Origin of the sequence: Enhygromyxa salina, assembly GCF_002994615.1 — a bacterium.
Taxonomy (GTDB): domain Bacteria; phylum Myxococcota_A; class Polyangia; order Nannocystales; family Nannocystaceae; genus Plesiocystis; species Plesiocystis salina_A.
On sequence record NZ_PVNK01000221.1, the window covers coordinates 25444 to 49947 of the forward strand.

24 protein-coding genes are annotated in these 24504 nt (G+C 69.5%); 11 read left to right on the forward strand and 13 right to left on the reverse strand.

Annotated elements, in window-relative coordinates; genetic code table 11:
- Positions 1–10 precede the first annotated feature (10 nt).
- Together ENSA5_RS38245 and ENSA5_RS25670 are read left to right on the forward strand one after the other, a co-directional pair.
- A complete protein-coding gene (locus ENSA5_RS38245; protein ID WP_106394334.1) occupies positions 11–1099 on the forward strand; it encodes a hypothetical protein in 1089 nt (362 codons plus the stop codon).
- On the forward strand, positions 1096–3528 hold the full coding sequence (locus ENSA5_RS25670) for a TonB-dependent receptor (protein ID WP_106394335.1): 2433 nt from the start codon (positions 1096–1098) through the stop codon (positions 3526–3528). The genes ENSA5_RS38245 and ENSA5_RS25670 overlap by 4 nt, the downstream gene beginning before the upstream one ends.
- Before the next feature lie 234 nt (positions 3529–3762).
- Here ENSA5_RS25670 and ENSA5_RS38250 read toward each other — a convergent pair whose 3' ends face one another.
- The 6 genes from ENSA5_RS38250 to ENSA5_RS25700 form a co-directional block, all read right to left on the reverse strand.
- A complete protein-coding gene (locus tag ENSA5_RS38250; protein WP_181198144.1) occupies positions 3763–4641 on the reverse strand; it encodes a hypothetical protein in 879 nt (292 codons plus the stop codon).
- 63 nt (positions 4642–4704) lie between these two features.
- Entirely contained in the window at positions 4705–5697 is a 993-nt protein-coding gene (locus tag ENSA5_RS25680) for a hypothetical protein (protein ID WP_106394336.1), read from the reverse strand.
- A gap of 2 nt (positions 5698–5699) precedes the next feature.
- On the reverse strand, positions 5700–6506 hold the full coding sequence (locus ENSA5_RS25685) for a CDP-alcohol phosphatidyltransferase family protein (RefSeq protein WP_106394337.1): 807 nt from the start codon (positions 6504–6506) through the stop codon (positions 5700–5702).
- A 100-nt stretch (positions 6507–6606) separates the two neighbouring features.
- Positions 6607–7071: a FixH family protein gene (locus ENSA5_RS25690; RefSeq protein WP_106394338.1), complete on the reverse strand. Its 465-nt coding sequence runs from the start codon at positions 7069–7071 to the stop codon at positions 6607–6609.
- Between the two features lie 214 nt (positions 7072–7285).
- Complete coding sequence (locus ENSA5_RS25695) at positions 7286–7765, reverse strand: hypothetical protein (RefSeq protein ID WP_106394339.1); 480 nt, start codon at positions 7763–7765, stop codon at positions 7286–7288.
- A 165-nt stretch (positions 7766–7930) separates the two neighbouring features.
- The gene (locus tag ENSA5_RS25700; RefSeq protein ID WP_106394340.1) at positions 7931–8446 is read right to left on the reverse strand and encodes a DciA family protein; all 516 of its coding nucleotides are present in this window, start codon (positions 8444–8446) and stop codon (positions 7931–7933) included.
- Positions 8447–8467: 21 nt separating this feature from the next.
- Between ENSA5_RS25700 and ENSA5_RS25705 the strand changes: the two genes are divergently transcribed.
- Positions 8468–8833, forward strand: a complete 366-nt coding sequence (locus tag ENSA5_RS25705; protein ID WP_146156115.1) for a hypothetical protein — start codon at positions 8468–8470, stop codon at positions 8831–8833.
- 81 nt (positions 8834–8914) lie between these two features.
- On the opposite strand, the gene ENSA5_RS25710 is transcribed toward ENSA5_RS25705, so the two are convergent.
- Together ENSA5_RS25710 and ENSA5_RS25715 are read right to left on the reverse strand one after the other, a co-directional pair.
- Positions 8915–10384, reverse strand: coding sequence for an amino acid adenylation domain-containing protein (locus ENSA5_RS25710; protein WP_146156116.1), 1470 nt, complete (start codon positions 10382–10384; stop codon positions 8915–8917).
- A 65-nt stretch (positions 10385–10449) separates the two neighbouring features.
- Complete coding sequence (locus ENSA5_RS25715; protein WP_146156117.1) at positions 10450–11061, reverse strand: PilZ domain-containing protein; 612 nt, start codon at positions 11059–11061, stop codon at positions 10450–10452.
- Between the two features lie 196 nt (positions 11062–11257).
- On the opposite strand from ENSA5_RS25715, the gene ENSA5_RS25720 reads away from it, so the two are divergent.
- The 6 genes from ENSA5_RS25720 (at position 11258) to ENSA5_RS25745 (ending at position 15050) form a co-directional block, all read left to right on the forward strand.
- Positions 11258–11986 carry a polyprenol monophosphomannose synthase gene (locus ENSA5_RS25720; RefSeq protein ID WP_106394344.1) on the forward strand — a complete coding sequence of 243 codons (729 nt, stop codon included), beginning with the start codon at positions 11258–11260 and terminating at the stop codon, positions 11984–11986.
- 76 nt (positions 11987–12062) lie between these two features.
- Positions 12063–12926: an aminotransferase class IV gene (locus tag ENSA5_RS25725; protein ID WP_106394345.1), complete on the forward strand. Its 864-nt coding sequence runs from the start codon at positions 12063–12065 to the stop codon at positions 12924–12926.
- Between the two features lie 59 nt (positions 12927–12985).
- Positions 12986–13534, forward strand: coding sequence for a hypothetical protein (locus ENSA5_RS25730; protein WP_106394346.1), 549 nt, complete (start codon positions 12986–12988; stop codon positions 13532–13534).
- Positions 13535–13539: 5 nt separating this feature from the next.
- On the forward strand, positions 13540–13860 hold the full coding sequence (locus tag ENSA5_RS25735) for a hypothetical protein (RefSeq protein WP_106394347.1): 321 nt from the start codon (positions 13540–13542) through the stop codon (positions 13858–13860).
- The gene (locus tag ENSA5_RS25740; protein WP_106394348.1) at positions 13857–14744 is read left to right on the forward strand and encodes a hypothetical protein; all 888 of its coding nucleotides are present in this window, start codon (positions 13857–13859) and stop codon (positions 14742–14744) included. Before ENSA5_RS25735 ends, ENSA5_RS25740 begins: the two co-directional genes overlap by 4 nt.
- 90 nt (positions 14745–14834) lie before the next feature.
- Positions 14835–15050, forward strand: a complete 216-nt coding sequence (locus tag ENSA5_RS25745; protein WP_106394349.1) for an amphi-Trp domain-containing protein — start codon at positions 14835–14837, stop codon at positions 15048–15050.
- Positions 15051–15132: 82 nt separating this feature from the next.
- Here ENSA5_RS25745 and ENSA5_RS25750 read toward each other — a convergent pair whose 3' ends face one another.
- The 3 genes from ENSA5_RS25750 to ENSA5_RS39580 all read right to left on the reverse strand — a co-directional run bounded on the left by ENSA5_RS25750 (position 15133) and on the right by ENSA5_RS39580 (position 21238).
- On the reverse strand, positions 15133–16848 hold the full coding sequence (locus tag ENSA5_RS25750) for a glycosyltransferase family protein (RefSeq protein WP_106394350.1): 1716 nt from the start codon (positions 16846–16848) through the stop codon (positions 15133–15135).
- 104 nt (positions 16849–16952) lie between these two features.
- Entirely contained in the window at positions 16953–18107 is a 1155-nt protein-coding gene (locus tag ENSA5_RS38255) for a hypothetical protein (RefSeq protein ID WP_181198145.1), read from the reverse strand.
- Positions 18108–18232: 125 nt separating this feature from the next.
- Complete coding sequence (locus ENSA5_RS39580) at positions 18233–21238, reverse strand: tetratricopeptide repeat protein (RefSeq protein WP_106394351.1); 3006 nt, start codon at positions 21236–21238, stop codon at positions 18233–18235.
- An 82-nt stretch (positions 21239–21320) separates the two neighbouring features.
- On the opposite strand from ENSA5_RS39580, the gene ENSA5_RS25765 reads away from it, so the two are divergent.
- A complete protein-coding gene (locus ENSA5_RS25765; RefSeq protein ID WP_146156119.1) occupies positions 21321–22337 on the forward strand; it encodes a hypothetical protein in 1017 nt (338 codons plus the stop codon).
- Between the two features lie 45 nt (positions 22338–22382).
- Positions 22383–22511 (forward strand): hypothetical protein, encoded by a 129-nt coding sequence (locus ENSA5_RS39360; protein ID WP_258183020.1) that lies wholly within the window; start codon positions 22383–22385, stop codon positions 22509–22511.
- 132 nt (positions 22512–22643) lie between these two features.
- Here the strand turns inward: ENSA5_RS39360 and ENSA5_RS38965 are convergent, their stop codons facing one another.
- On the reverse strand, positions 22644–22844 hold the full coding sequence (locus tag ENSA5_RS38965) for a hypothetical protein (protein ID WP_219906861.1): 201 nt from the start codon (positions 22842–22844) through the stop codon (positions 22644–22646).
- A 534-nt stretch (positions 22845–23378) separates the two neighbouring features.
- Positions 23379–24380 (reverse strand): hypothetical protein, encoded by a 1002-nt coding sequence (locus ENSA5_RS25775; protein WP_106394353.1) that lies wholly within the window; start codon positions 24378–24380, stop codon positions 23379–23381.
- Positions 24381–24504: the final 124 nt, after the last annotated feature.

Consider the following 24504-nt stretch of genomic DNA (forward strand, 5'->3'; position numbering starts at 1 on the left):
TTGGGGGCGGATGCCCAGGCCCGCGTGCGCACCCGCCCTCGCCCTCGCCCTCGCCCTCGCGGCGGTGGCCATGGTCGGCTGCGAGTTCACGATCCCGGCCGCGACCTACATCCACCAGACCAAGCTGATCTCGGTCCAGGGGTCGGTCGTCGAGCTCGGCCCGCTCAACCCGGGCCGGGTCGGCGTCCCCAGCGAGGCGCCGATCGCCGAGCCCATGCCCCACGACCGCTTCGCCTTCGAGGCCACGGTCATCGATCCCGACCGGGGCCAGGTCCCGGCGAGTGAGCTCGAGAGCGTGTGGTTTCAGTGTGATCCCTTCAACTGCGGGGTCTCCGGCGTCGACAGAATCGGCGCGGTCTACGACGTCCGCTGCGAGGACATCGAGGACCTGACCATGGACGATCCGTGTCGCCTCGGCGAGGGCGACGGGCGCTTCGAGTTCGAGCTCCCCGAGCTCGGCCCACTTCTGGCCGGGACCCGGGTGGCCGTCTACTACGGGGTCATCGCCTGGGGGGGACGCAGCGCCGAGGACTGCTGGACCGCGCGCCGGGATCGGGACGAGCTGCTCGAGCGCTGCGGCTTCATCGTCCGCAACGTCAAGGTCGGGCCGAGCTGGTGGTTGCTGGCCTACGGCGACTCGATCGGCATCGAGTCCCCGATCCCGATCTGGGAGATCCCGGCCGCGGTCTACGTCCAGGCCGCCAACCGAACCCCGCGCCCGGTCATCGACGTCTTCATCGACGGCAAGGTCGTCGGCGTCTACCCCGAGCAGCACGAGTTCGAGGCCGCGCCCGGGTCGACGATCACCCTCGTGCCCGGCTACGACCCGCTCGAGCAGTTCTCCCAGACCTTCTTCGTTGCCCGCCAGGACTCCGAGACCTCCAGGTTTTGGTTTCAGCCCGGGCAGGAGCTCATCGTCGAGTTCCCCTACACGACCGGGGCGGTCCACGCCGTCGGTGGCTTTCAGTTTGGCGGCACGCCGCAGGACTTCGTGGTCGACGAGTTCGCCGATCCGGGGACCTCGCAGATCTTTTTGGTCTACAGCGACGATCGCTATGGCGAGGGCGTCGCGCGCCTGAATTTCGAGGTCGGGAGTTGACGCGCCGGGCACGACATCGGGCGCTCGAGCTGGGCGCGGCCGCCCTCATCGTCCTGGGCTCCGTTGTCGGGCCCGGGCGGGCGTGGGCCGGGCCGCCCGATCGCGCGGCGCCTCAGCCGGCGCCAGACGAGCTCGTGCGCGTCGAGGGCCGCGTGCTCGAGGGCGGCGGCTCCCGAGCTCCGGTGCCGGGCGCCGTCGTGATGATCGTCGCCGCGCCCGCGACGGTCCGCCCCGGCAGGCGCGCCCACGAGCCTCTCGACCCCGACGCCGTGACCTGGATGCGGCGGGCCGAGACCGACCGCGAGGGCCGCTTCGAGGTCGCCGAGGTGCCCGCGGGGATGATCCGAGTGGTCGTCGTCTCCGGCGGCTTCGAGCGCCTCGAGCAGTGGGCCGAGGCGCCGTCGTCGGGGACGATCGAGCTCTACCTCCGACCGGATCAGACCGGCGCCTACCGAACCGAGGTCACGGTCGAGCGCGGGGGCGTCGCCGAGCCCGATCACAGCCTCGACGCCCAGCAGGCCCGGCACTACGCAGGCAGCGGCGACGATCCGGTCCTCGCCGCCCTCAACCTGCCGGGGGTGGCCCGGAGCCCCGGCGGCCTCGGGCTGCTGTCTCTGCGCGGCGGCAACCCGACCGAGACCGGCGTCTACCTCGACGGCCACCCGATCCCGCGGGCCTTTCACGTCGTCCCGATCGCGAGCGTGGTCTCGCCTCCGATGACCGATCGCGTCGAGCTCAGCCCCGGCAACTACGGCCCGGGCTACGGCAGCTTCAGCGGCGGGTTAATCGAGATCTTCAGCAGACCAGGCCGGGCCGACGCGGTCCATGGCCAGGCCCACATCGATCTGTTTGACCTCGGCGCGACCCTCGAGGCGCCGGTCGGCCCGGGCTCGATGAATTTTGGCTTTCGTCGCAGCCACGTCGACGCCGTGCTGCTCGGGGTCGAGAGCGTGGTCGGGCCGACCGGCATCCTGCTCCCGACCTACTGGGACTACCTCGGGCGCGTCGACCTGCCCGTGCGCCGCAACCATCACCTCTCGCTGCGCGCGATCGGGGCCGGCGACCGCCTGCGCGGCCGCGGCCCGGGGCCGAGCCCCGGCGAGAGCCCCAACCTGTTCGACTACGCCGCGTCCTTTCACCGCTTCGACCTCGACTACCGCGTCGACGACGGCGACTGGCGCGTGCTCGTGAGCCCCTCGATCCGGCTCGACAGCGCCCGCCTCGAGCAGGACTTCTTGATTCGGCGCGACGCGACCGTGCTCTCGGGCCGCGTCGAGGCCGAGAGCGATCTACGCGAGAACCTGACCCTGCAGCTCGGGTCGGACCTCGTGTACGAGCGCTGGCGTCGGCGCGAGCGCCTCGTCGAGGAGGTCGGCGGCGACATCCTCGACGCCGACCAGCTCGCGAGCGACGAGCAATTCGACGGCCAGCAGCTGCGCCTGGGCCTGTGGCTGGCGACCACGATCCGCCACCGCGAGTGGTCGATCGTGCCCTCGCTGCGCGGCAATTTGTTCTCTTACGCCGGCCGCCAGCTGTTTCGCCTCGACCCGCGGATCGAGGTCCACGGCCAGGTCCGGCCCAAGCTCGAGTACTTCGCCAAGCTCGGCATGTTCTCGATCCCGGTCGTGGCCGCGAGCGGAGACGCCAGCGCCAACCTCATCACCCAAAACGGCAGCTTCCTCGGCGGCGTGGCCGACGTGCCCTTTTACCTGCTCGCGTACTTCGACCCCGGCATCGAGGGCGAGATCCGCGACGGATCCGCCGCGGCGACCTACGCGATCCAGGCCGCGACCGGCGTCGAGGCCAAGCTGCCGTGGGAGCTCGAGGCCCGCGGGACCTTGTTCTGGCGCGAGGTCATCCCGACGACCGTCGACATCGTGTTCTCGAGCTCGACGATCGAGCGGCGCACGAGCCGAAGTCGCTCGATGGGCGTCGAGCTGCTCCTGCGCCGCGCCCTCGGGCGCAAGCTCGACGGCTGGATCGGCTACACGCTGCTGTGGGCGCGGGTCCAGCCCGACGAAGAGCCGTGGCTGCCGGCCGTGTTCGACCAGCGCCACAACCTCGTGGTCTTGCTCAGCGCCGCGCTGCCGCGCAACTTCCGGTTTGGCCTCCGCTTTCGCGTCGTCTCGGGCAACCCCCTCGACACGGTCCTCGGCGGCGAGGCCACGAACTCGAGCTTCGGCTGGTACTACCAGCCGATCCGGGGCGAGCGCGGGACGACTTACCAGCCCGTGTTTCACCAGCTCGACCTGCGCGTCGACAAGCGCTGGCCGCTGCGGCGCGTCGCGGTTACGGCCTACCTCGACGTTCAGAACGTCTACGATCGCCGCTACCCCGAGGTCTCGATCTACACCGCCGACTGGTCCCAGCGCAGCTCGCTGGTCGGGCTGCCGATCTACCCCAGCTTCGGCGTCCAGATTGACTACTAGCAGCCCGGGGTGCAATGCCTCGTGTCGCCTCGCGCCGGAATGTTCGCCGAGGGCGCGAAGCCAAAACGCCGCTGTACCGGGCGTACTGCAAGTTTTGGCGACAAAGCCCTCGGTGAACAGGCCAAGCGAGGCGGCGCGAGGCATTGCAGCCCGGGCTGCTAGCAGCCCGGGCTGCTAGCACCACGGGCTGCGAGACCTAAATCAGAGTTGTCATGACCCCCCGCGGGGGGCCGACTACCTGTTGAGGACCCAGCTGTAGTCGGGGCCCTCGTCGGTCTCGCGTGAGGCGTAGCTCTTGGCGTCCCAGGCCGCGTCGCCGTTGCCGAGCACGCCGGCGTCGCCCTGCGAGAGGGTCAGGTCGCTGTTGTCGAGGGTGAACGCGAGGGCGTACTGGTCGTGGTCGAGGCACATGGTCCCGTTGACCGGAGCGACCGAGAGCTCGGGCATGGTCAGCGGCGCGGAGGGGGCGTGGCTCCCGACCCAGGTCGCGAGCTCGTTGTTGTCGAGATCGCGGATCACGATCGACTCGACCTCGCAGTCCTCGTTTTTGATCATCTCGATCTTGGGACACATGATCGTCGCCGGGAGCAGGTCCATGTCGGGCAGGTTGATCGTGAGGGTGTAGGGATCGGGGATCAGGCACTGGGCGTCGCAGGGACAGGCGTCGAGGGCCCAGACCGCGCCGCCGCCGTTTTGGAGCCGACCCGTGAAGGTGTGGCTGTTGCAGCTGTTGGGCAGCGCCTGCGAGCCGGTCAGGGACAGGGTCATGGCCTGCGGGGCGAGCTCGCAGGACTCGTCGCCCGCGTCGCCGTCGCCGTCGCCGGAGTCGCCGTCGCCGTCGCCCGTATCGCCGTCGCCATCGCCGGAGTCGCCGTCGCCGTCGCCATCGCCGTCACCGGAGTCGCCATCACCGGAGTCGCCGTCGCCATCGCCGTCGCCGTCGCCGGAGTCGCCATCACCATCGCCAGCCGTCTCCGAGTCGGCGTCGCCCCTGGTGGTGGTGGTGACGTCGTCACCACAGCCGCTCGCGGTCAGGGCCGCGGCGAGCAAGGTGATCGAGGTCCACGAACGACAGCCCCCCAGGAGACGACAAGAAGCGGTCAATGCACGCATCGACCCAACGTACAGCGACTCGGGGGCGTCGACCAACCGAGCTTCGCGGGCTCCTGGCGCCGATCAGCCGTCGACGAGCTGGGTCAGCCAGGCCGCGAAGGCGTCGCTCGCCGCGATGGCGTGGGCCTGGTCGCTCAGGGCTCGGTGCAGCTGCGGCCGCCAGGCGTCCTCGAGCCCGGAGCCATCGAGGAACTCCCGGGCGCTGACCTGGCCGTGCTCGCGGATCAGCTCGGCGAGGACCGCCTCGATCCGCTCGCCGAGCTCGCGCCACCCGGCCACGGCCCGCAGGATCGCGGCGGCGTCGGCGGCGAGGTCTGCGGGCGGGTACTTGTGGCGCTCGGCGACGAGGCGATTGATCGGCTGGGCGAGCACGGCGTGGAGCACGTCGATGCGCCAGCGCGCGAACTCGGGAGCGAAGCCCTCCGAGCTGACCCGGTCGACCATCATGTCGATCGTCACGCCGAGGATGTCGTCGACGAAGGTCTTGACCTTGGGCTCGAGCTGGCGCTCGAGCTCACCGCCAACGGCCGAAGCCACGCCCTTGGCGACCCCGGCCAGGCGCGAGGCCAGGCCTCCGCCCCGACCTCCGCCCAGACCTCCGCCCGGCAGCTTGGTCGCGTCGGGCATCATCGAGCGCATGCGCTTGCCGAACTCGAGGAGGTTGGCCTGGAGGATCTCGCGCAGGATCGTGCGCGTGGACGGATGGTCGAGCAGCGCCCGGACGAGCTCGCGCTCGGGCCGGTAGTCGCGACCGAGGGCCTGCTCGAGGGGACCGAGCAAGGTCACGGGGACCCGCTCGCCGAGCGCGGCCCCGGCGTCGTCGATGCCGTCGACGCGGGCGAAGGCCTGCTCGACGCGCTGGGTCAGCCACGGCTCGAACTCCGCTGAGCGCACCGAGGCGCGGAGCCCGTCGGTCACGGCGGTGGCCAGCCACTGGTGATCCACCAGCTCTGCGAGGGGGCGGGCGAGGACCTGGTCGAGGCCCAGCTCGATCAGCGCGTCGAGCTGGCGCGGCTCGTCTCGAAGTCGGGCGAGGATCTGCGCGGCGTCGCTCATGTTCAGCCCGGTTGCGGCTCGAGATCGAGGTCGGCGCCGTCTTCGGGACCCTTGCCCGAGAGCAGCTCGTCGCGTCGCAGGAGGCCGAGCACGATCCCGGTCAGGATGTAGAACAAGCTGATGCCCAGCAGGTACTCTGGAAACACGCGCATGAAGCCGAACACGTAGCACAGGCCGATCGTCACCGCGCGGAACACCTGCATGAACAGGCCGGAGCTGTGACCGATCTTCGGCAGCACGATGTTGGACACCATCAGGAGGCCGAGGATCAGCGCGAGGACCGGCAGCACGCGCAAGAGCAAGATCATCTGGTGGTCGAGACCGATCAGGAGCAGCAGCGCCAAGATCCCGCCCGTGACCGTGGTCGGCAGCCCGAAGAACACGGGCGGACCGTCCTCGTCTGCGAGCACGTTGAATTTGGCCAGGCGGAGGCTCGCGCAGACCGCGAACAGCGAGAGCATCGCGTACATGAGCAGCTCGCGCCCCAGCCACGGAGCCATGAGATCCGGGCGCGCGCGCAGCAGCAGCAAGGTGGTTCCGGCGGGCACGACCCCAAACACGACCATGTCGGCGAGGCTGTCGAGCTGGGCGCCGAACTTGCTGCTCGCGCCCAGGAGGCGGGCGAAGGTCCCGTCGAGCTTGTCGAGCAACACACACCAGACCATCAGCCAGCCCGCGAGCTCGAACTCGCCCTGGGTTGCGACCGCGAGCACCCCGAGCCCGAGGACGAGGCTCGCCGAGGTCACCGCGTTGGGGATCACGTAGCGCCACGTCGCCGTGGGGTTCTTGGTCGTGGACTCGTTGGCCATGGCTTGGATCGGGCGGGGGAGGGTGGGGCCATTAAGACCGCATCCCCCGACCGAGGCAAGCTCGACGGGGGACGCGCCGTAAGGGAGACGGGGAATAACTTCAGTCGATGGCGAACGCCAGGCTGACGGTCTCGTACATGTTGTCGCCGACGCTGACCTCGAAGTCGAAGTTCCACACGCCCTCGTCGGGCAGGACCACGTTCTCGATCCGATACTGGCCGTCGCCGAGGTAGCTGACCACGGGCGTGGTCGCCATCGCCTCGTTGGCCGTGGGCATCCACGCGTCGAAGTTCACGCGGGCGCCGGGGATCCCTTGCCCGGGCGCGTCGGGGTTGACCGGATCGTGGAAGCCGAGACGGACGACGAGATCGTTGCGCCCGACCTCGATGTCACCGCTGTCGCTCCACAGGACCACGCGGAACGCGCCCTGATCACTGTCGCAGGCCATGCCGTCCGCGAAGTTCGCCACGGCCCGGGTCTCGACGTCACCTGAATCGGAGCTGTCGCAGGCCGTGAGGGGGCAGAGCAGGGCGAGAGCGAGGAGCGCGGTCTTGAACGGTGACATGAGGAATCTCCCGAAACGTCGTGGCGACAGTGTAGGTGGTGTAGGTGGGTGTCCGGAAAGGACCTATGTAGATAACGGCATGAGCCCACCGCGCGTCAAGCATATTTTTTTGTGATCGGGGACCGATGTAGGACAGTGTGTTCTGGCCGTTTAAACGGCGTTTGCGGGAACCCGTGCCCTTTGGTCTCCGATTTTTTGGCCACTGTACCGGGGATCATTCGGAGATCTCGAACACGAAGGCGACCGACTCGTCGATGGTCTCGCCAACCGCGATGTAGAAGTCGAACTGCCAAACACCGGCCTCGGGGAGCTCGAGACCGGTGATCTGATAGCGTCCCTCTCCGATGTAGGTCGCCTCGACCGCGTCCGCGAAGAACTCCCCGCTCGCGAGGTGGGCATCGAGGGTGAGCTCTGCTCCGGGGATCCCGAGGCCCGGGTCCTCGGGAGCGTTCGGGTCGTGGAACCCAACCCGCGCGATCATCGTGTTTTTGGCTCCGACCGTGAGCCCGTCGCGGCTGTAGAGCACCACGCGAAAGGCGCCGCCTTCGGTATCCTTGGCGACGCCTTCTTCGAAGGCCCGTGCATCGACGGCCTCGAGATCCTCGTTGTCTACGTCACACCCTGCCAGGCAAGCCCCGAAGCCGAACAGGGCGAGGGTGAGGCCGGTGGATCGGAGCAGCGGGTGGCGGGGCATGCCCAACCAAAAAGCAAGCGACGTTCCAGGTGTCGCCTGGTTTCTGAGCGTGGAAGATCACACGGGTTTTTCTACGTAGGTCTGTCACATCGGTGAGCGCGACGGTGGCTAGTCGCGTTGGGGCACTCGGTGGCGGAAAAAAGGCCTCTCGCCAGGACATCCGCGTCAGCGTGGCTTTCCGAGCATCATCCGGGCCTGGGCCAGGGCCTCGCGCAGCTGCGGATCCCGGATCGAGTTGAGGGCCTCGACGGTCTCGCCTGGCACCTCGGGCTCGAGCACTGGCGCGCGATCGACGGGGACCGGAGGGGGAGGGGGGGGAGGCCTGCGCTCGCTCAGCGGCGGCAGCTCGCCGACGAATCCGTCGATGAGCTCGATCCCGCTCTCGGGCCACGCCGCGTGCAGCTTGGTCAGCACGTCCTGGCGCCAGTAGGTCATCTCGTGTAGCCACTGGCTGTCGTGTACGTGGACGATCAAGCGGCCGCCCTGGACGAGCATCGGCCACACGTGATCGGCGAAGCTGGCCGGAAAAAGCTCGAGCCAGAGGTTGCGCAGCTTCGAGAGGCGCTGGACCTCGACCGGGACCCGCTGCGCGATGACCTCGTTGACCACGGTCGAGAGGTCGACCCGCCCGCGCCGTTTGGGCCGGCGTCGGCGTCGGGACTTTTTGGCGGCGCTCGCCATCGTCGAACACCATGCCACAGCTTGGCCGTGACCATCGGCGCCGCGTTGCTGTGCGTGGCGTCGGGCTGCGCGGGCAGCAGCGGGTGGTCGGTGACCGACGCTCAGGTTTGCGCGCCAAAGTCCGCGCCCCGGGTCTGTGTGGACGGCGAGCCCGACTACGGCCACGTGCTCGAGCTCGCCGACGTCGAGCTGCTGCCCGGCGAGTGCGCGGTGGCCAGCGACGAGGCGCGCGGCGGGCTGGTCCGGGTCGAGACCCGCGATCCCCGGGGCGCTCGACGGTCGCGGTGGCTCGGCGCGCGCAAGGGCAAGATCACGACCGTGAAGGTCCGCGAGGACGGCGAGCCGGTCCGCAGCGGGCGAGAGCCCTGTGATCGGACCCCGCCCTGAGTCGAGCGCTGCGGCGGCGAAGCCCTAAATCATTCAGATTTTTGAATTCAGCGCTCGATCTAGGACGAGTAGTTGGTCGCGCTAGCGCGGATGCAAGAGCGCGTCGCGGGTTGCGAGGGCGAAGCGGCGTCGGACGCGAGCGTCGTGATCCGCGGGGCTGTCGCCGGGCGGCCAACCGGCGCCGACCTGGACGCGCAGGCTCGCGAGGCCGCCGTCGTCGGTCGCGTCGAGCAGCGCGAAGAGCAGCGTGTGATGACTCCGGACGACCTCGTCGGTCGCAGCCAGCAATTCCAGCAGCGCGTCGGGTCGGCGCTCGAGCGCTCGGACCGCCCGGGCGAGGGCGTGGCGCCGGGCGAAGTCGGGGCCGCGCTCGTGGGCGACGCGCAGCCACGCGTGGGCCTCTTCGGCGACGCGGGCCGCGTCGTGCCACTCGACCGGCAGCTCGGGCTCGAGCTCGCGGCCAGAGCCGTGGCGCGAGCTCGGCGTGGTTCGCCGCGCTCGCTCGATCCGGCGCGCGAGCCGACGTTCGTACTCCCGCAGATCTCGCTCGCGCAGATCTTCGGTGACCACCGCTGCGACCGGATCGAGGCCGTAGCCGCCAGCCTCGGCGCCGCGCTTCATCGCCCGATCGAGGGCGAGGTCGATGAAGCCGTGATCGAACAGTCGATCGAGCTCGTGGACGAAGGGCAAGAGCAGATCGGTCCCGAGCGCCCGGGCTTCGGGCCGCTGCTGGGCGCGCCTGGCGATCCGTGCGCTCGGCCCCTTGCGCTCGAGGTAGGTCCGGGCGCGCTGGCGCTCGACGGCCAGCAGCGCCGGATCGCCAGCGTGGTCGGTGTTCTCCAGGTCGATCAGCAGCGCGAGCAGATCGAGCTCGGTCTCGGCGAACAGCCGCTCGAGCCCGCCGACGCGCCGCTGCCAGTAGAAGCGACAAAAGCTGCGCCCGTGCAGCAGCGCCGGGCCGGCGAGGAGCCGCGCGAAGGGGGGCAGGGGGCGGCCCGGGCCGACGCCCAGGGACTGCAGGCCTTGCATGTAGACCCGAGCGAGGAACGCGTGGGCGCGCGTGCGCTGCTCCTCTTCGAGCTCATCCGAGCGCAGCTGGGCGTGGGCGAGCTCGACCGCGGCGAGGATGCGGTCGTCGATCGGTGTCAGCAACGCGGTCGCCGGATCGGGGAGCTCGCTCGGCAGCGGTTGGCTCGCGCGATCGAGGATCGCCAGCCGCGCCAGGCCCTGAAGTTCGGCGTTGGCGTCGAGCGCGGCCACGAGCGGCGCGACCTCGGCCGCGCTGCCCGCCGCGAGCAGGACCCGGCGCAGCTCGCCGTGGTCGAGGGTCAGGCCCGGGCACAGCACGGGCAAGAGCGCGAGGTCGGCGTCGCTGTGCCCGGCCCGTCGCTCGAGGGTCGCGCAATCCGGCACCGCCTCGACGGGGTCCGGATCCACGGCCTGGTCTGCGCCGGTCTCACTCGCCGCTGACGGCGGGGCGGCTCGTTCGGCGCGCGGCGCTGGCTGGTCCTCGTCGCCGCACCCGCCGCTCGCCGCCAGGCTCGCGGACACCGATACGCAAAAGACGAGCGCCCAGCCGCTCGTGAGCCGTCGCCGTCCGCTCGTCGCGCCCACGGCTACTGCTCGACGAGGCGTCGGATGACCTCGCGCAGGCGATGGACCCCGCCCATGTCGCGCGCCATGAACTCGAGCCCGACGCCCTCGTCGTTGTTCGAGTTGCGGACGACGGCGAGGATCTCGAGGGGGCGCGCGCTACCCGGCGGCGTGATCTCGATGATCACTTCTTCGCCGACCTCGGGCCGATGCTGGGTCAAGAGCAGGCCGCCGCCCTCGGAGATCTCCGAGAGCGCGGCGGTGTTGAAGTCTCGCTGGCCCCGGCGCCGCCAGCGGATTTCGACCAGCACGGGTAAGCGGACATGGCGGCGGCGCGCGGTCAGCTTGACCTCGCCCGTCGCCACCTTCTTCAGGAATTGTATCTTGCGCCACTCCGAGCCGGCGCACATGACGGTGCCGCCGGCGCGTACCCGAAGGCGTGGACGCGCGGCGTGCCACTCGTGGCCGATCGCGCGGACCATCATCTTGCCGGGGAGACCGGTGAACGACAGCTCGAGCAAAACCTCTTCGCCGGGCTCGTAGCCGTCGGTGGTGAACACCTCGAGCGCGTTGTCCTCGCGGATCGCGGCGGTGAAGTCTTCTGGAGTAGCGTAGTGCGACCGTATTTTTCGCAAGGAAACCTACGTCTGTCTGAGTGTGTGCACGCTACCACACTTCGTGCGGACGTGTGCTTGTTTCGTTGTGTCTGGATTATCTTTGTTAGGTCAGGGTGTAGTGCGGAAACGCGCGCTCACCAGGCGCTATTTTGACCCGCCACGTGTGGGATGGGCGCAGGACAGGCCGGACCGGCGCCTCGGCTATGGTCTGCGCATGACCGCCGACAGCGGGGCGCGGCCGCTGGTGCTGCTGCCGACCTACAACGAGCGTGAGAACCTCGACGCGATCCTCGACGCGATCCTCGCGGCCGAGCCCGACTTTCACGTGCTGGTGATCGACGACGGCAGCCCCGACGGCACCGGTGAGCTCGCCGACCGCCGGGCCGCGGCCGATGAGCGCGTGTTCGTGTTGCATCGCAGCGGCAAGCAGGGCCTGGGCAAGGCCTACGTGGCCGGCTTCGACTGGGGCCTGGGTCACGCGCGGGGCTACACCCACCTGTTCGAGATGGACGCGGACTTCTCCCACGACCCGCGCTACCTCGGACCGCTGCTGCGGGCCTGCACCGAGGGCGGGGCCGACCTCGCAATCGGCAGCCGCTACGTGCCCGGGGGTGGGACGCGGGGGTGGCCGTGGCATCGTCAGCTTCTGTCTCGCGGCGGAGGTCTCTACGCGCGCACGATCCTCGGCCTGCCGATCCACGATCCGACCGCGGGCTTCATCTGCTTCTCGCGCCACGTGCTCGAGGCCCTCGACCTCCACGCGCTCGCGACCCGCGGCTACGGGTTTCAGATCGAGCTCAAGTATCGGGTTGTGCGCGCGGGCTTTCGCGTGCTCGAGATCCCGATCGTGTTCGTCGAGCGCGAGCGCGGGCAGTCGAAGATGAGCGGGAAGATCGCCGCCGAGGCGCTGCTGAAGGTCGTCGAGCTGCGCGTACGCGGCTGAATTTGCGCGCGGGGCGTGTCGTGAGCCCCTCTCGGGGCTCCTAGGAGCAGCCACAGACAGAGGTTAACCTGCGGCCGTGAGCACCAAGGTCTGGCTGTCGACCCACGAGCGCGCCCTCGATCCCGAGGACGCGACGATCAGCGTGTACGACCGAGGCTTTCTCTACGGCGACAGCGTCTACGAGACCCTGCGGACCGCTGGCGATCGGGTGATCGAGCTCGACGCCCACCTCGACCGCCTCCGTCGCAGCGCCGCGGGCATCGCCTTCGACCTGCCCTTCGAGAACGAGCACATCGCCAGGGCGCTGCGCGAGACCGTGGCCGCCGCCAAGAACGAGGACAGCCGGATCCGCGTGATCGTGACCCGGGGCGTCGGGCCGATCGCCCTCGACACCCGCGTCGCCGAGGCGCCGCTCTTGGTCATCATGGTCGAGCCCCTGGTCGTGCCCGACGCCGAGGCCTACGAGCGCGGGATCTCGGCGATCGTCGTCGGCCGCGAGGGCTCGATCCGTCCGGGGCTCAAGACCGGCAACTACCTCGGCAACATCCTGGCCTTGCGCCGCGCGCACGAGCGCGGGGCCGACGACGCGATCTTGTGCAACGCCGAGGGCGCGGTGGCCGAGGGCGCGACCTCCAACTTTTTCATGGTCGTCGCGGGATCGATCCACACCCCCTCGCTCTCGACCGGCCTGCTCGCGGGCATCACCCGCGGGGTCGTGATGCGGCTGCTCGAGCAGGAGCTCGGGATGCCGACCTGTGAGCGAACGGTGCTGGTCGAGGAGCTGCGGGCAGCCGACGAGCTGTTCCTGACCAGCTCGGTCCGCGGGATCATGCCCGTGACGACCCTCGATGGCCGCAGCGTCGGGGACGGCAGCGCAGGGCCTGTGACCCGCCGCGCGCTCGAGGTCTATTCGGAGTTCCTCCAGGGCCGGGCAAAGTAGCCTTGCTCTGGGCGGCGTGGACGTCTAGGGTACCGCCCCCACGCGGGAGAGCAGCGAACGTGAAGCCGATCGACATCTGCAAGAACCTCGGACCTGAGAAGGTTGACGCTTACTACGGCGAGTTGTCCGGCAAGGAGATCCGCGCCGTGCTCAAAGCCGGTGGCTCGCACTCGAACACGCCGAGCACCGCGTTCTCGCAGGCCGGCCGGCGCAAGGTCTGGCGCAAGCGCTTCGACGCCGAGTTCGCCAAGGACAACGAGCAGCTGGCCCTGGCCCTGCTGATCGAGTGGCTGATGCGCCACCACCGGAACATGCTCGTCGACTACCTCGACCACCTCGGGATCAAGCACACCCAGGGCGAGACCGACGAGGACTTCTGCGAGACCAAGACCCCCGAGGAGCTCCGCGAGGGCGTCGACATGCTGCTCGCCAAGTACCCGGCCCACGAGGTCGGCACCTACTTGCTGCTCGTCGGCCACCTCCAGGAGACCCCCGTGTTCGACGAGACCGCCAAGGTCCTCGGCGCGGTCGGGATGCCCGAGGGCGAGATCGAGGGCTACATCGAGCGCTTCAAGAAGCGCTGGGCCGAGCGCAAGGGCGCGGCCTGAGGCCAATGGACCGCCTCGGCATGCTCGAGCAGATGGTCGCGGCCAAGCCCGACGAGGCTTTCCCGCGCTACGGCCTGGCGATGGAGTACAAGAGGCTCGGTCGCCACGACGAGGCCGCGCAGATGTTCGCGGCCCTCGCCGAGCGCAACCCGGACTACGTGCCCGGGTACCTGATGCACGGCAACCTGCTCGAGGCCATGGGCAAGGGCGAGGACGCGGCTGCGATCTACGCCCGCGGCGTGGAGGTCGCGGGCGCGGCCGGCGACGAGCACGCCGTCTCGGAGCTGTCTGCGGCTTTGGGGGCGGCTCGGGACGCGTTGGCGTGACCACCGTCGTGTTCGCGAGTCCGCGTCGGCTGCCCAAGCCGCACGAGCTCGCCGGGCGCGTGGTCGTGGTCGACATCGCGTTCGCGTCGGAGGGCATCGGCAAGGGCTTCCGCAAGACCACGGGCAAGTTCATCGAGCAGCTCGGGCCCCGGCTCGCGCGCTGGGTCGACCACCACGATCACCCCGCCCACGCGAGCTTCGCCGCCGACGAGCGCTTCGTGCTCGCGACCAAGGCCGAGCACGGCGCGTGCCCAGAGATGATCGACGAGCGGCTCGTCCGCGAGACCGGGCCGATCGACACGATCGTCGCTCACTTCGATCTCGACGGGCTCTACGCCGCCGCCAAGTGGCTGCTCGGCGGGCGCGAGCCCTACCCGGGCGCCGACGATGACGCCCGCGCCGTCGACACCCGGATCGGCCCCATCGGGCCCGAGGCCGCGCAGATCGACAAGGCCCTGCGCGCGCACTACCGCGACGAGGTCCTCAAGCAACAGATCTTGCGCTACCTCGTCGAGGGCATGCGGCCCGGGCTCGAGCGCAGCGCGATCGAGGCCGCGGCCGCCGACTACGATCGCATGGCCGCGCGCTCGGCCGAGCTCGCTCAGGGTTACGCCGTCGACGGCGAGATCGCCTTCGTCAAGGTCCCCGGCGGCGCGGGGCAGTTCGACAAGACCGAGCTCCTGCTCCTCGGTCAGAAGCTCGCGACCGTCGCGGTCGTGGCCGACGGCGGCAACGTCAGCATCGCCGCGCCCTTCGACAGCGGGCTGGACTTCGTCGAGCTGCTCGAGCTCGGCGGGGGGATGCCGACCCGGGTCAACGTGCCTGCGAAGCGGCTGGATCAGGCTCTGGAGCGAATCGCCGCGGCCCTGCGTGAGCGCAGCTGAGCGCACGAAGGTGCAATACAGAGGCATCGGCGGTCAGGGGCGTGCTCGGGCTCGTGGTGGGTTGTTCAGCAGCCTGCTAGCGTCCGCGCCATGTCAGACCGCGACGTCGAACGCAACGTGAACACCGAGCAATTCGTGGCGACCCTTCGCCGCATCGCCGACTGCCTCGAGGGCGACGACAACGTGCGCATCCAGGTCAAGGGCCAGCGCTTCACGATCCCCAAGACGGCGTCGCTGTCGATCGAGCACGAGCGTGAGGGCGGCGCCGAAGAGCTCGAGCTCCAGCTGCGCTGGAACAACGACTGATCGGCGCGGCCGAGCGCGAGATCGTCGGCACCACCGAGCGGATCGCACAGTGCGCTCCGCTCGGCCTCGGAGCCACGAGGGGTCACCAGATCCCGGGGTTGACCTTCCGGTGGAGGCCGCTGTGCCACTGAATCCACGCGCGAGACGGGCTGTCGAGGGGCTCCTCGAAGTGAAAGCGGACACGGGTCGCCTTGCCAGCGTCGACCTCCATGATCTCGGCGTCGAAGCAGCGCGTCGAGATGTGGTCGCCGACCACGAAAGGGGCGAGCCCTGGGTCGCGCCAGAAGGCCGTCACGGGGCCAGCTGGCCACCCTTGGCCAGCGCGGAGCTCGAGCGTGTGGTCGTCGAGGCGCTCGATGTCTGGGGGCTCGCTGCCGGCGTGGAGGACCCAGAGTTCGGCGGGCGCTGGTCGTCCGTCGGCTCGCAGTGAGCGCAGCAGGTACTCGACGCCGAGATAGTGAAAGGTGTGGACCACGACCACGGTCTTGCCCTCCATCTCGGGCGTCCCGGGCCACGCTTTCTTTTGGAAGGTGTCCTCGACCTCATGCAGCGCGCGAAAGTCGAGGCTCCGGACGAAGAACGCGAGCGGAGAGGCGACGAGGTGAACGGCAACTACGAGCACGGCGCCCGCGCGGGCGAGCCACTTCGTCGACCGACCCAGGAGCCACGCGTCGATGAGCTCGCCCCAGGCCAGGGCCACGCCAAAGCTGGTCAAGATCAGCAGGCGCTCGAAGGGCAGGCTGGCCGTCAAGGGGATGCACCCCAAGCCCGCCGCGAGGACGCCGAAGCGCGCGCAGGGCCGATTGACCCGGGCCACGAAGACGGCCAAGAGCCCCAACAGGACCAGGGTCACCAGCCACCAGAGCAGCACGGGAATCTGGTGGATCACGGGGGGCGAGACGCTGAACGCCGACAGGGCGAGATAGCGCGGGGGCAGCTCGGCGAGGAATGCGGCTGGATCTCCGACGGGATCGAGGTAGGCCCCCGAGTCCACGGCACCGTAGCCGAGGAGGTCGTAGGCCGCCCGCCATGCGATGACGACCGCGACGCTCGGTATCAACGACAACGCGCGAGACTGGCGTGAGCCGGGATCGAGCACGAGCGCGTAGGCCGTGACGAAGGTCAAGGTGACCACCCCCGCTTCCCCGGCGAGTAACGCGGCGACCAGAGCGACGGGCGCGAGCCAGCCGGCGCGCTTGTCTTGGTCTCGCCGCCACCGGTCGTGGGCGAGGATTGTCAGCAGCGAGAACACGGCCGAGACCAGCCCGTTGCGGTGGGCGAGCCAGGCAACGGGCACATGGTGACCAAACGCCGCGGCGTATGCGAGGCTCGCCACGCCCGCAGCGGTGGCGTTCGAGCTGAGCCGTCGAGCCACCACCCAGACGAGCGCACACGCGGCCAGGTACCACGCCACGCTGTGCAGGTGCATCAGCCACGGCGCGCGCGGCCAGCAGAGATGATCGAGCAGATGCGTGACGACGGTGAGGGGTCTGAAGAAGGCCACCCTGAGATCGGGCGCCGTCCACCAGGGCAGCTGGCCAAGGGTCCGCAACGCCTCGTTGTGGGCCTGCGGTCCGCTCACGAGGACGAACATGTCCCACCACGGCTGCGTGCTCGCCCCCTCGCGCTGCGCGGAGAGAAACTCGGCTTGCGGCAGGTCGTCACCGAGCAGCCCCACGCCGAGGCTCGGCACGGACAACACGAAGGCCAAGGCGAGAACGACCCAGACCACCCGCCGGTGTCCGAGTCGCTGCTGAAGAGGCGACAGGCGCTCCGAGCTGTTGACGTCGTCCGTCACGGCGAGGGCCGAGTTTAGGGGCCGCGCCTCGGCTGGGCCAGCTCAGATCGGCCGACGCGTCAGCGAGGCACGGCGAGCCCCCGACATTCTCGGCGCGTCGACGGCTACTCGTCGCAGTCGAAGGGGATCTCCCCGCAGTCGAGCGCGTAGCTGACGGTCTCGCCGTCGTCTTCTTCGCTCAGGATCTCGCAGACGTGGTCGTAGCCCTTGTCTTCGGGCTCATAGCAGTAGCCCCAAAAGTCGATCGACGCGCTGTCTTGGGGCCACTGGTCGTCCTCAGGGCAGTTGAGCACGTCGGCCGTCGCCGGGCACTCGTCACCCTCGCAGGGTTGGCGCGAGATGAACACGCTGCTGCGACTGACGTTGTCGACGGTGTTCCCGCTTGGCTCCCACAGCGTCATGTTGTTGGCCGAGACAAAAAATACGTCGCCGAAAAAGCCGGTCTCCTCATCGATGATCTTGGCGGTGTCACACTGACCGCCGTCCACGTAGAGGCGGGTCCGCGTGCGCGTGGCCGGGACGTAGTCCCACACGTAGACGTCGCAGACCATGTCGTCGTGTGAGCTGAGGGTAAAAGGCGACAGCCAGGTCTCGAGGTCCTCGTCGATCGCGGTGAAGAAGCTGTCACCCGGCGTGGGTGGGACGCTCAAGGAGGCGACCTGGCCGAGGATGAATCGCTCGGTGGGGTAGCTCCGCACGACCACCGACTCCGGCACGCTGATGTCGTCGTCGCAGCAGTTGAAGTAGCTGCCCTGGATGTGGATCCGCGCGCCCACGTAGAGGTCGACTGGGGGCTCGGCGAGGACGGTGCGCAACTTCAGATCCATGTCGGCCACCCCGTCACCGATGAAAGCATCGGGTTGCGGGTCGTCGAGCTCGTTGAGGCACGCACCCGGCTCGTCGTCGCCATCGCCGTCTCCGTCGCCGTCGCCGTCGCCGTCGCCGTCGCCGTCGCCATCCCCATCGCCGTCGCCATCCCCATCACCGTCACCGTCGCCGTCGCCGTCGCCGTCACCGTCGCCGTCGCCGTCGCCGTCGCCATCCCCATCGCCGTCGCCGTCGCCATCCCCATCGCCGTCCCCATCCCCATCACCGTCGCCGTCGCCGTCACCGTCCCCATCCCCATCACCGTCGCCGTCACCGTCGCCCGATGTCATCTCGTCGCCCGTCATCGTGCTGTCCTCCTCGGCCGAGTTCGACTCGTCTGGGCAAGCGCTGAGGGTCATCAACAATGCGAGCGGGGCGACGGTACGCGTCATGGGCGCATGATAGACGAGGCGTCGGGCGCTCACAAAGCGATGGCGTGCACGTCGGTCAGGTCGAGCGCGCGCGGGCCTCGAGCCGCTCTGCATGGATCCCAAACTCGAGGTCGGGCATCGCAGGCTCAGCACAGCAGCCGTCGCGCGGATTGCCGGACACCCCAGTGCGGCGAGCTCACGAGCCGCTGCGCCCACGCCCGGGCTGCGTCGTTGCGATGCTCGCCGAGCCACTCGAGCAGGTCGACGCTCAGCCTCTCGGGCGTGCCGCCGAGGCTGCGCTCGACCAGGTTGTCGAAGTGCTTCGGCAGCAGCTCGGCGAGCACGGCGAAGGAGGCCGACTGGGCCCCGACCACGAACTTGCTGGTGATCTGCGCGCGCAGCTGCTGCTCGATCGAGCTGGCCCACGCGGCCTCGCGCGCCGGGCTCTCGCGCAGGTAGGCGCTCAGACCCTCGATCCACCCGCGCGGGGCCGGGTGCGCGCCGCCGATGTTGGCACACAGCACCGTCCACACCCGGGCGACGAGCTCGGGATCGTCGTCGGTCCGCGCGGCGTCGAGGCGCGGGTAGTCGGGCTCGTGAAGGACGCACAGCCAGGCCTCGAACGCGGCCTCGCGGGCGGGCGGGGCGTAGTCGAGGGCGCGCTCGAGCTCGGCGCGGGCGTCGGCGTCGCCCCAGCGGGCGAGGGCGGCCTTGGCCTCGTAGCCGGCCCGGGGCTCGGTCGCCCCCTGGGCTCCGAACACGGCGTCGCGGTCGAGCTCGGGATCGCCGTGGCGGACGAGGAAGCTGGCGTAGCCGAAGGGCGGATCGAGGCCGAAGGCGTCACGAAAGCGGCGCAGGTGGACGACGAGGTGCGGATCGTCGAGCTCGAGCAGCGCGGGGGTCAGCGCGGCGGCGACGATCTTCATGATCGAGGCGGACTCGCTCGCGCGCAGCAGGGGCTCGAACAGGGCGTAGTCGTCGGCGCTGGCGAGGGCGCGCAAGAGCTGCCTGATCGGGCCACCGCCAGCCTCGCGGGTGTCGGCGTCGAGCTCGAGGATGCGCGCGGCGACGAGCTCGGCTCCGGCGACGCGCTCGTCGAGGGACTCGCCGCCGCGGAGCAGCGAGCGCGCGGCGGCCCACACGATCGTCGGCTCGTCGGCGCGCAAGAGCTCGGCGAGGCGCGGGTGGGCCTCGGCGATCGGCCACAGCTCGAGGTGCTCGACGGCGGCGCTGATCATGCGGGGGTGGGGGTGGCGATGGCCGAGCAAGATCGGCTCGAGCTGCGTCGCGGACAGGGGCAGCTTGGCCACGCGGGTGCACTGGAGGGTCTCGAACACCACGTCGGCGTGATCGTGGTCGAGCAGCGGCAGCAGGGAAGGGGCGTGGGGCCCGTGGAGGTGGGGGTTGTCGTGGAGCCAGCGGATCGTCCCGAGCGCGATCGCGGGGGCGTCGGCGAGGAGCTGGGCGAAGATCCGGGCGAAGTCCTCGGCCTCGGCGAGGTGGTGGAGGCCGTACTTCGACTGGACGATCTCGCTGCGGTTGGTCATCGCCCCGAGCTCGAGCCACCGCTGCAGCTGCGCGCTCGCGGGCGAGGGATCTCCGCCCGCGCCCGTCCACGGGTTGCAGCCGTAAAGGTGCAGGAGCCCGTCGCGCTCGGGCCACGGGACCTCGTCGGCGGGCCGGGCCACGAGCTCGTGCAAGAGGGTCGAGAACCGGGCCGGGGCCACACGGTAGAGCAGATCCGAGAGCCGCGAGCGGACCCCGGGGGCGTCGACGAAGCGGGCCTCGAGCATGCGCAGCTCGGGCGCGCCGATGCGTTCGGGCTCGCGCTCGAGCGGGCCGAGCGCGCGCAGAAACTCGGCCATGTCGCCGCGCGCGAGCGCGTCGGGCAGCTCGCGGGACGGCCCCGCGCGCGGCTCGACCCGGGGCAGGATGCGGGCGAAGTCGCTGCGTCGGCGCAGGCCAGGCTGAAGCTGGTGGCGATGCTCGAGCACGTGGCGCAGCTGGGCGACGAAGTTGGGGCCGGGCTCGAACTCGGCCAGCGCGCGGCGGTAGTCGTCGGCGATGTCTTCGGGGGAGCGAGCGTCGATCTCGGGCGGGAGGTCGTCGATCAGGCCAAAGCGGGCGAAGCCGATCCGGGCCTCGCCCAGGCGCCACCACGGCAGGCACACGCGCTCACCCGCCGCGAGCCCGAGCAGCGGCGGCAGCGGCTCGGGGTGCGCGGCGTAGTTCAGGGCTCCGAACGCGAACATGTTGCCAGCCGCCGCGCAGCGCCGGGCCCAGGGTCCGTGCCCACCCTGACTCCAGCCCGGCGCGACGAAGGACGCGAGCGCGAGGGTCGTCTCGGGATCGGGGTAGGCCTCGGCTTCGGCTTCGGCTTCGGCGGGCGGGAGCTCGATCCGATCGACCTCGAGGGCGTCGGCGAGCAGCAGCGCGAGGACCTGCGCGGCGGGATCGATCGCCGCGACCGCGGACCAGCGCCAGTCGAAGTAGGCCGAAAAGCCCAGCAGCCGGGCGCAGGTCGCGACGACGTCGTAGTTCGTGCACAGGTAGGTCGAGTACCAGGGGATCGTCAGGCCGTCGTCGTGGCCCGTCCCGAGCAGGACCGCGCCGTGCTCCATCAACAGCAGCTCGCGCATGCTCGCGAGGACCGGCGCCGGCTCGCTGCGCTCGCCTTGCCAGGTCAGGCACGCGTCGAGCAAGCCCGCTAATTCTGCGTCGCCGGCGAAGGGCCCGGCGAGGGCCTGCTCGAGCAGCGCCCGGAGGCTCGTGTAGGCGCGGATGTCTCGGAGCATGCGGGCGAGGTAGGCCAGCGGGGGGCGCTGCTCGGGCCAGCGGGCGCGGAGCTGGTCGAGCACCGTCTTGGCCCCCGCGAATTGACCGGTCTCGATGTGCGCGTGGGCCAGCGAGAGCTGCAGGGTCGGATCGTCGCCGTGGTGCTCGAGCGCCTCGACGAGCACGCGCCCGGCTTCGATCATCTTGCCCTGCTGCTCGAGGACGTGGGCCCACAGCTCCCAACCCGCGCGATCGCTGGGGTCGAGGCGAAGCCCGGCCGCGAACGCGTCGGCGGCCGCCTCGTGGTCGCCCCGCGCGAGCGCAGCCCGGGCGTCCCGGAGCCGCTCATGAGCCTTTCGCCGCCGAAATTCCGACACCGACGGACATGGTAGACGCGATGCAGGCTCGTTACACTCCCCGCAAGCTGGCGCCCGCGCCACCGCCCCGAGGACACGACCCATGATGTACCGACTTCAACGATCCCGCGCCGCCGTGCTCGCCCTGCCGCTGCTCCTGACCCTCCCTGCCTGTGGCAAGGACGACAAGAAGGCCGACGAGGACACCAAGACTGAAGCCGAAGCGCCCAAGGTCGAGAAAAAAGATCCCGCGACGCTGTTCACCGGCGACAAGGTCACGATGGCGCCGGTCTACGGGGCCATCAAGCTGGGCATGACCCAAGAAGAGGCCAAGGCCGCGATGCCGGAGCTGCCCGAGGACGGCACGATCAAGTCCGAGGCCTACCCCGAGATCTGGTTCAACACCGACTTCGACGACGAGACCAAGAAGCTCTCGCGGGTGTACTTCAGCCTGCCCAAGGCCGACGCGATCAAGTTCGCAACCGAGAAGTGGGGCGCGCCCAAGGAGGGCACCGACCTCGACAAGAAGGTCCAGTGGTGGTTCAACCCCGACGACAAGCTCCGCGTGTCGATCGCCGACTCGTTCACCGAGGGCGAGGCCCACGTCGAGTTCACCAGCTACGAGCCCATGGTCCAGCTGCTCGGTGAGGGCAAGGAGATCGCGTTCGAGAAGGACGCGCCGCTGCTCGGCCTGACCCCGGCCGACCTCGACGCCAAGTACGCCGGGTTCGTCAAGAAGGAGTCCGAGGAGGAGGCCAAGAAGAGCCAGGAGGACATCGCCAAGCTCGCCCCCGAGGCCAAGGCCGTGCTCGGCAAGCCGTCGGCCAGCATCGACCTCGAGTACCCGCCGACCGAGTGGGCCAAGTACTGGACCCCGGTCCACCTGAGCTGGTCCGACGAGGGCAAGATCGAGCGCTTCTGGTTCGGCATCGAGTTCGAGCCCCACCCGCCGGCCAAGGACGAGATCTTCGCGCTGCTGAAGAAGAAGTGGGGTGAGCCCAAGGAAGAAGACGACTATGGCGACAAGCTGTTCGTGTTCTCCGAGGACCCCCGCATCGAGGTCAAAGAAGACACGATCTCGGGCAAGTGGGACATCTTCGTCGAAGTCCCCGAGAAGTAATGACCCCCGCGGCCGCCCTGCGCTTTGCCACGCACCCAGCGCTACATGCATCTGACGCCGACGGCGTTGGAGGGGGCCATCCGGCTGCTCGACGAGCCCACGCCGGCCTACGCCGCCAATACGGTCGCCACGCACGAGCGTGGAGGCATCGTGGAGACGCCCAAACCGGCGTGATCAAACCCGAGTGATCCCGAGGACTTAACTCCCAGTTCCGGCGCACACCACGTGCGACCGAGGAGGCAAAGGCCCAGAGCGAACGGAGCGCAGCGAAGAGAGCGTGGCGGAGCGGCCAAATCGGCCGCGGGGTCATGGACAGAGCCACTTGCACAGGCGCTCGATGGCCTCGACGGTCTCGGCGCAGTGCGTGGTCAAGAACGTGTCGTCGACCTCGTCGTCGTTGTCGGCGAGGGCGTCGAGGCAGCGCTGACCGTCGAAGTTGACGTAGGCGAGACGAGCCGTGAGCTCATCTCGAGGCCGGCCAAATTCGGCGCCAGGCAAGATCGCCACGCCGGTGTCGTCGAGCAGCGCGCGGCACAGCGCGGCGGGAACAGGAAGGTTCCGAGCCGCCAGCCGCCGGCGCCACACCACTTGCTCAAGCCGGAGGAGATGATCGTGCCTTCGGGGTAGTAGCGAGCGATCGACACGTGCTGCCCGCGGACCTCCGCCGCGGCCGAGGCCCGCCCTGCTGGGCCAACTCGAACTCGATTTCGCTGCCTGAACGACGCGCCCGCCAGCGGGCGCGCTGACTTCGACGTGCCTCGAGCCGAGGTCCGCAGCCGGGCTTGGGGCGTGACCGCGCCGAGCCGAGCCCTGCACGGACACGAGACGGCGCCGAACGTCGCCGAGTTGGGAGCGTCGCCCTCGTGAACGGGGCGGGTTCGGCGTCGAGATCGCCGAGACCGCTGGGCGTGATCTCGGCGGTCCAAAATGCGCCATCGTTTGTCTTATCCGCTCTCGTCCCGCCTCATTCCGCAGAGTCACAGCACCATGACAGCACCACGGCCTCGCAGTCCGATCACTGATCGAGCCAAGGTGTTCGCCCTACAACAAGACCTCAGACATCAGCGGCAGCTGCGCATGCAGCCAGTGGTCGAGGCTGGCGGGCCCGGCTCCGGCCGAAGGAGGAGTTGGGAAGGGCCAGCTCAAGAAGAGATCTCCCACTCGCCAGCGTGTGGTTGCCAGCCCGGCGTTGGGGCACGAGTCATAGCTCAGGCGCCATGACTGGTATTCTGACTCGAGGGCGATGACTCGCGATCGTTCGTCGAAGCGAATGACGACCTCTTCGTAACCCCTGCCCGCGGGTGAAAGACGCATCAGCCGCTGCCCAGCGTCCCGCTCGAGGGCCCACTGCGTCGTCTTGCTGTCTGCGGCAACGCCGGTCGGATAGGTCCACCGGCGCACTCGCTCACCCCCGTCGCTGTCCTCGATCAAGCGCCCCTGTTCATCGTAGGCGTACCGCGTCACCGAGTCAGAGCCATCGGTGCTCTGTGCGCTCTGGACTCGATCGCAGGCACCCACGTCGAACCGAGTGGAGCTTTGGGATGGCTGCGAGTCCACGTCCCAGCGCTCGACGGCCTCCACGGTGCCCTCGAGATAGGTCAGATGCTCCTCTCCGCTGTCCGTAGTCTGGCACGTCTTGTCAGTCCAGCTCCAAGAGGTCACCCTGCCTTGTTCATCGTAGGTCCAGGTGGCGTGCTCCAGCGTGAGCGGTGTGTCCATGGCGCACCCAAAGTCCGCATCGACCATCGAGCCACCGTCTGGGAAGTTTAGATTGAGGATCCGATCCAGACGCGTCAGTCGACCCCTTTCATCCCAAGCCCAGCGCTGAGTCTGGTATTCGACTCGCTCACACATCCGGGGTTCTTCGGCCTCGAACGCCTCGAGCTCGCAGGGCCTGTCGAAGCTGGTCTGTGCTGCGATAGGTCGGCCGTTGGCATCGTAGCTCAGGTCTAGCTCCACCGTTTCACCGGCGAACTGGCTGGTGATCTGGCACAGGCCAGGCCCGGTCACGAGCCGTCCGAGTTGGTCGAACGCCGCGTCCACGACTGGCGCCTGGCTACACTGGGGTATGGGCTCGCGCGATGTGTTCGTCTTGCTGGGGTCAACGGTGAGTACTCGGGCGCTCTCACAGCCGATGACACCGACCGTGAGAACGAGCGAGAAGACC

Excerpts from the sequence above, each read along its gene's own strand:
- ENSA5_RS25680 (WP_106394336.1), bottom strand. The coding sequence starts at position 5,697 with ATGAGCGACGCCGCGCAGATCCTCGCCCGACTTCGAGACGAGCCGCGC.
- ENSA5_RS39360 (WP_258183020.1), top strand. The coding sequence starts at position 22,383 with ATGCATCTGACGCCGACGGCGTTGGAGGGGGCCATCCGGCTGCTCGAC.
- ENSA5_RS25700 (WP_106394340.1), bottom strand. The coding sequence starts at position 8,446 with ATGGCGAGCGCCGCCAAAAAGTCCCGACGCCGACGCCGGCCCAAACGG.
- ENSA5_RS25685 (WP_106394337.1), bottom strand. The coding sequence starts at position 6,506 with ATGGCCAACGAGTCCACGACCAAGAACCCCACGGCGACGTGGCGCTAC.
- ENSA5_RS38245 (WP_106394334.1), top strand. The coding sequence starts at position 11 with ATGCCCAGGCCCGCGTGCGCACCCGCCCTCGCCCTCGCCCTCGCCCTC.
- ENSA5_RS25745 (WP_106394349.1), top strand. The coding sequence starts at position 14,835 with ATGTCAGACCGCGACGTCGAACGCAACGTGAACACCGAGCAATTCGTG.
- ENSA5_RS25735 (WP_106394347.1), top strand. The coding sequence starts at position 13,540 with ATGGACCGCCTCGGCATGCTCGAGCAGATGGTCGCGGCCAAGCCCGAC.
- ENSA5_RS25765 (WP_146156119.1), top strand. The coding sequence starts at position 21,321 with ATGATGTACCGACTTCAACGATCCCGCGCCGCCGTGCTCGCCCTGCCG.
- ENSA5_RS25720 (WP_106394344.1), top strand. The coding sequence starts at position 11,258 with ATGACCGCCGACAGCGGGGCGCGGCCGCTGGTGCTGCTGCCGACCTAC.
- ENSA5_RS38250 (WP_181198144.1), bottom strand. The coding sequence starts at position 4,641 with ATGCGTGCATTGACCGCTTCTTGTCGTCTCCTGGGGGGCTGTCGTTCG.
- ENSA5_RS25690 (WP_106394338.1), bottom strand. The coding sequence starts at position 7,071 with ATGTCACCGTTCAAGACCGCGCTCCTCGCTCTCGCCCTGCTCTGCCCC.
- ENSA5_RS38255 (WP_181198145.1), bottom strand. The coding sequence starts at position 18,107 with ATGACGCGTACCGTCGCCCCGCTCGCATTGTTGATGACCCTCAGCGCT.
- ENSA5_RS25695 (WP_106394339.1), bottom strand. The coding sequence starts at position 7,765 with ATGCCCCGCCACCCGCTGCTCCGATCCACCGGCCTCACCCTCGCCCTG.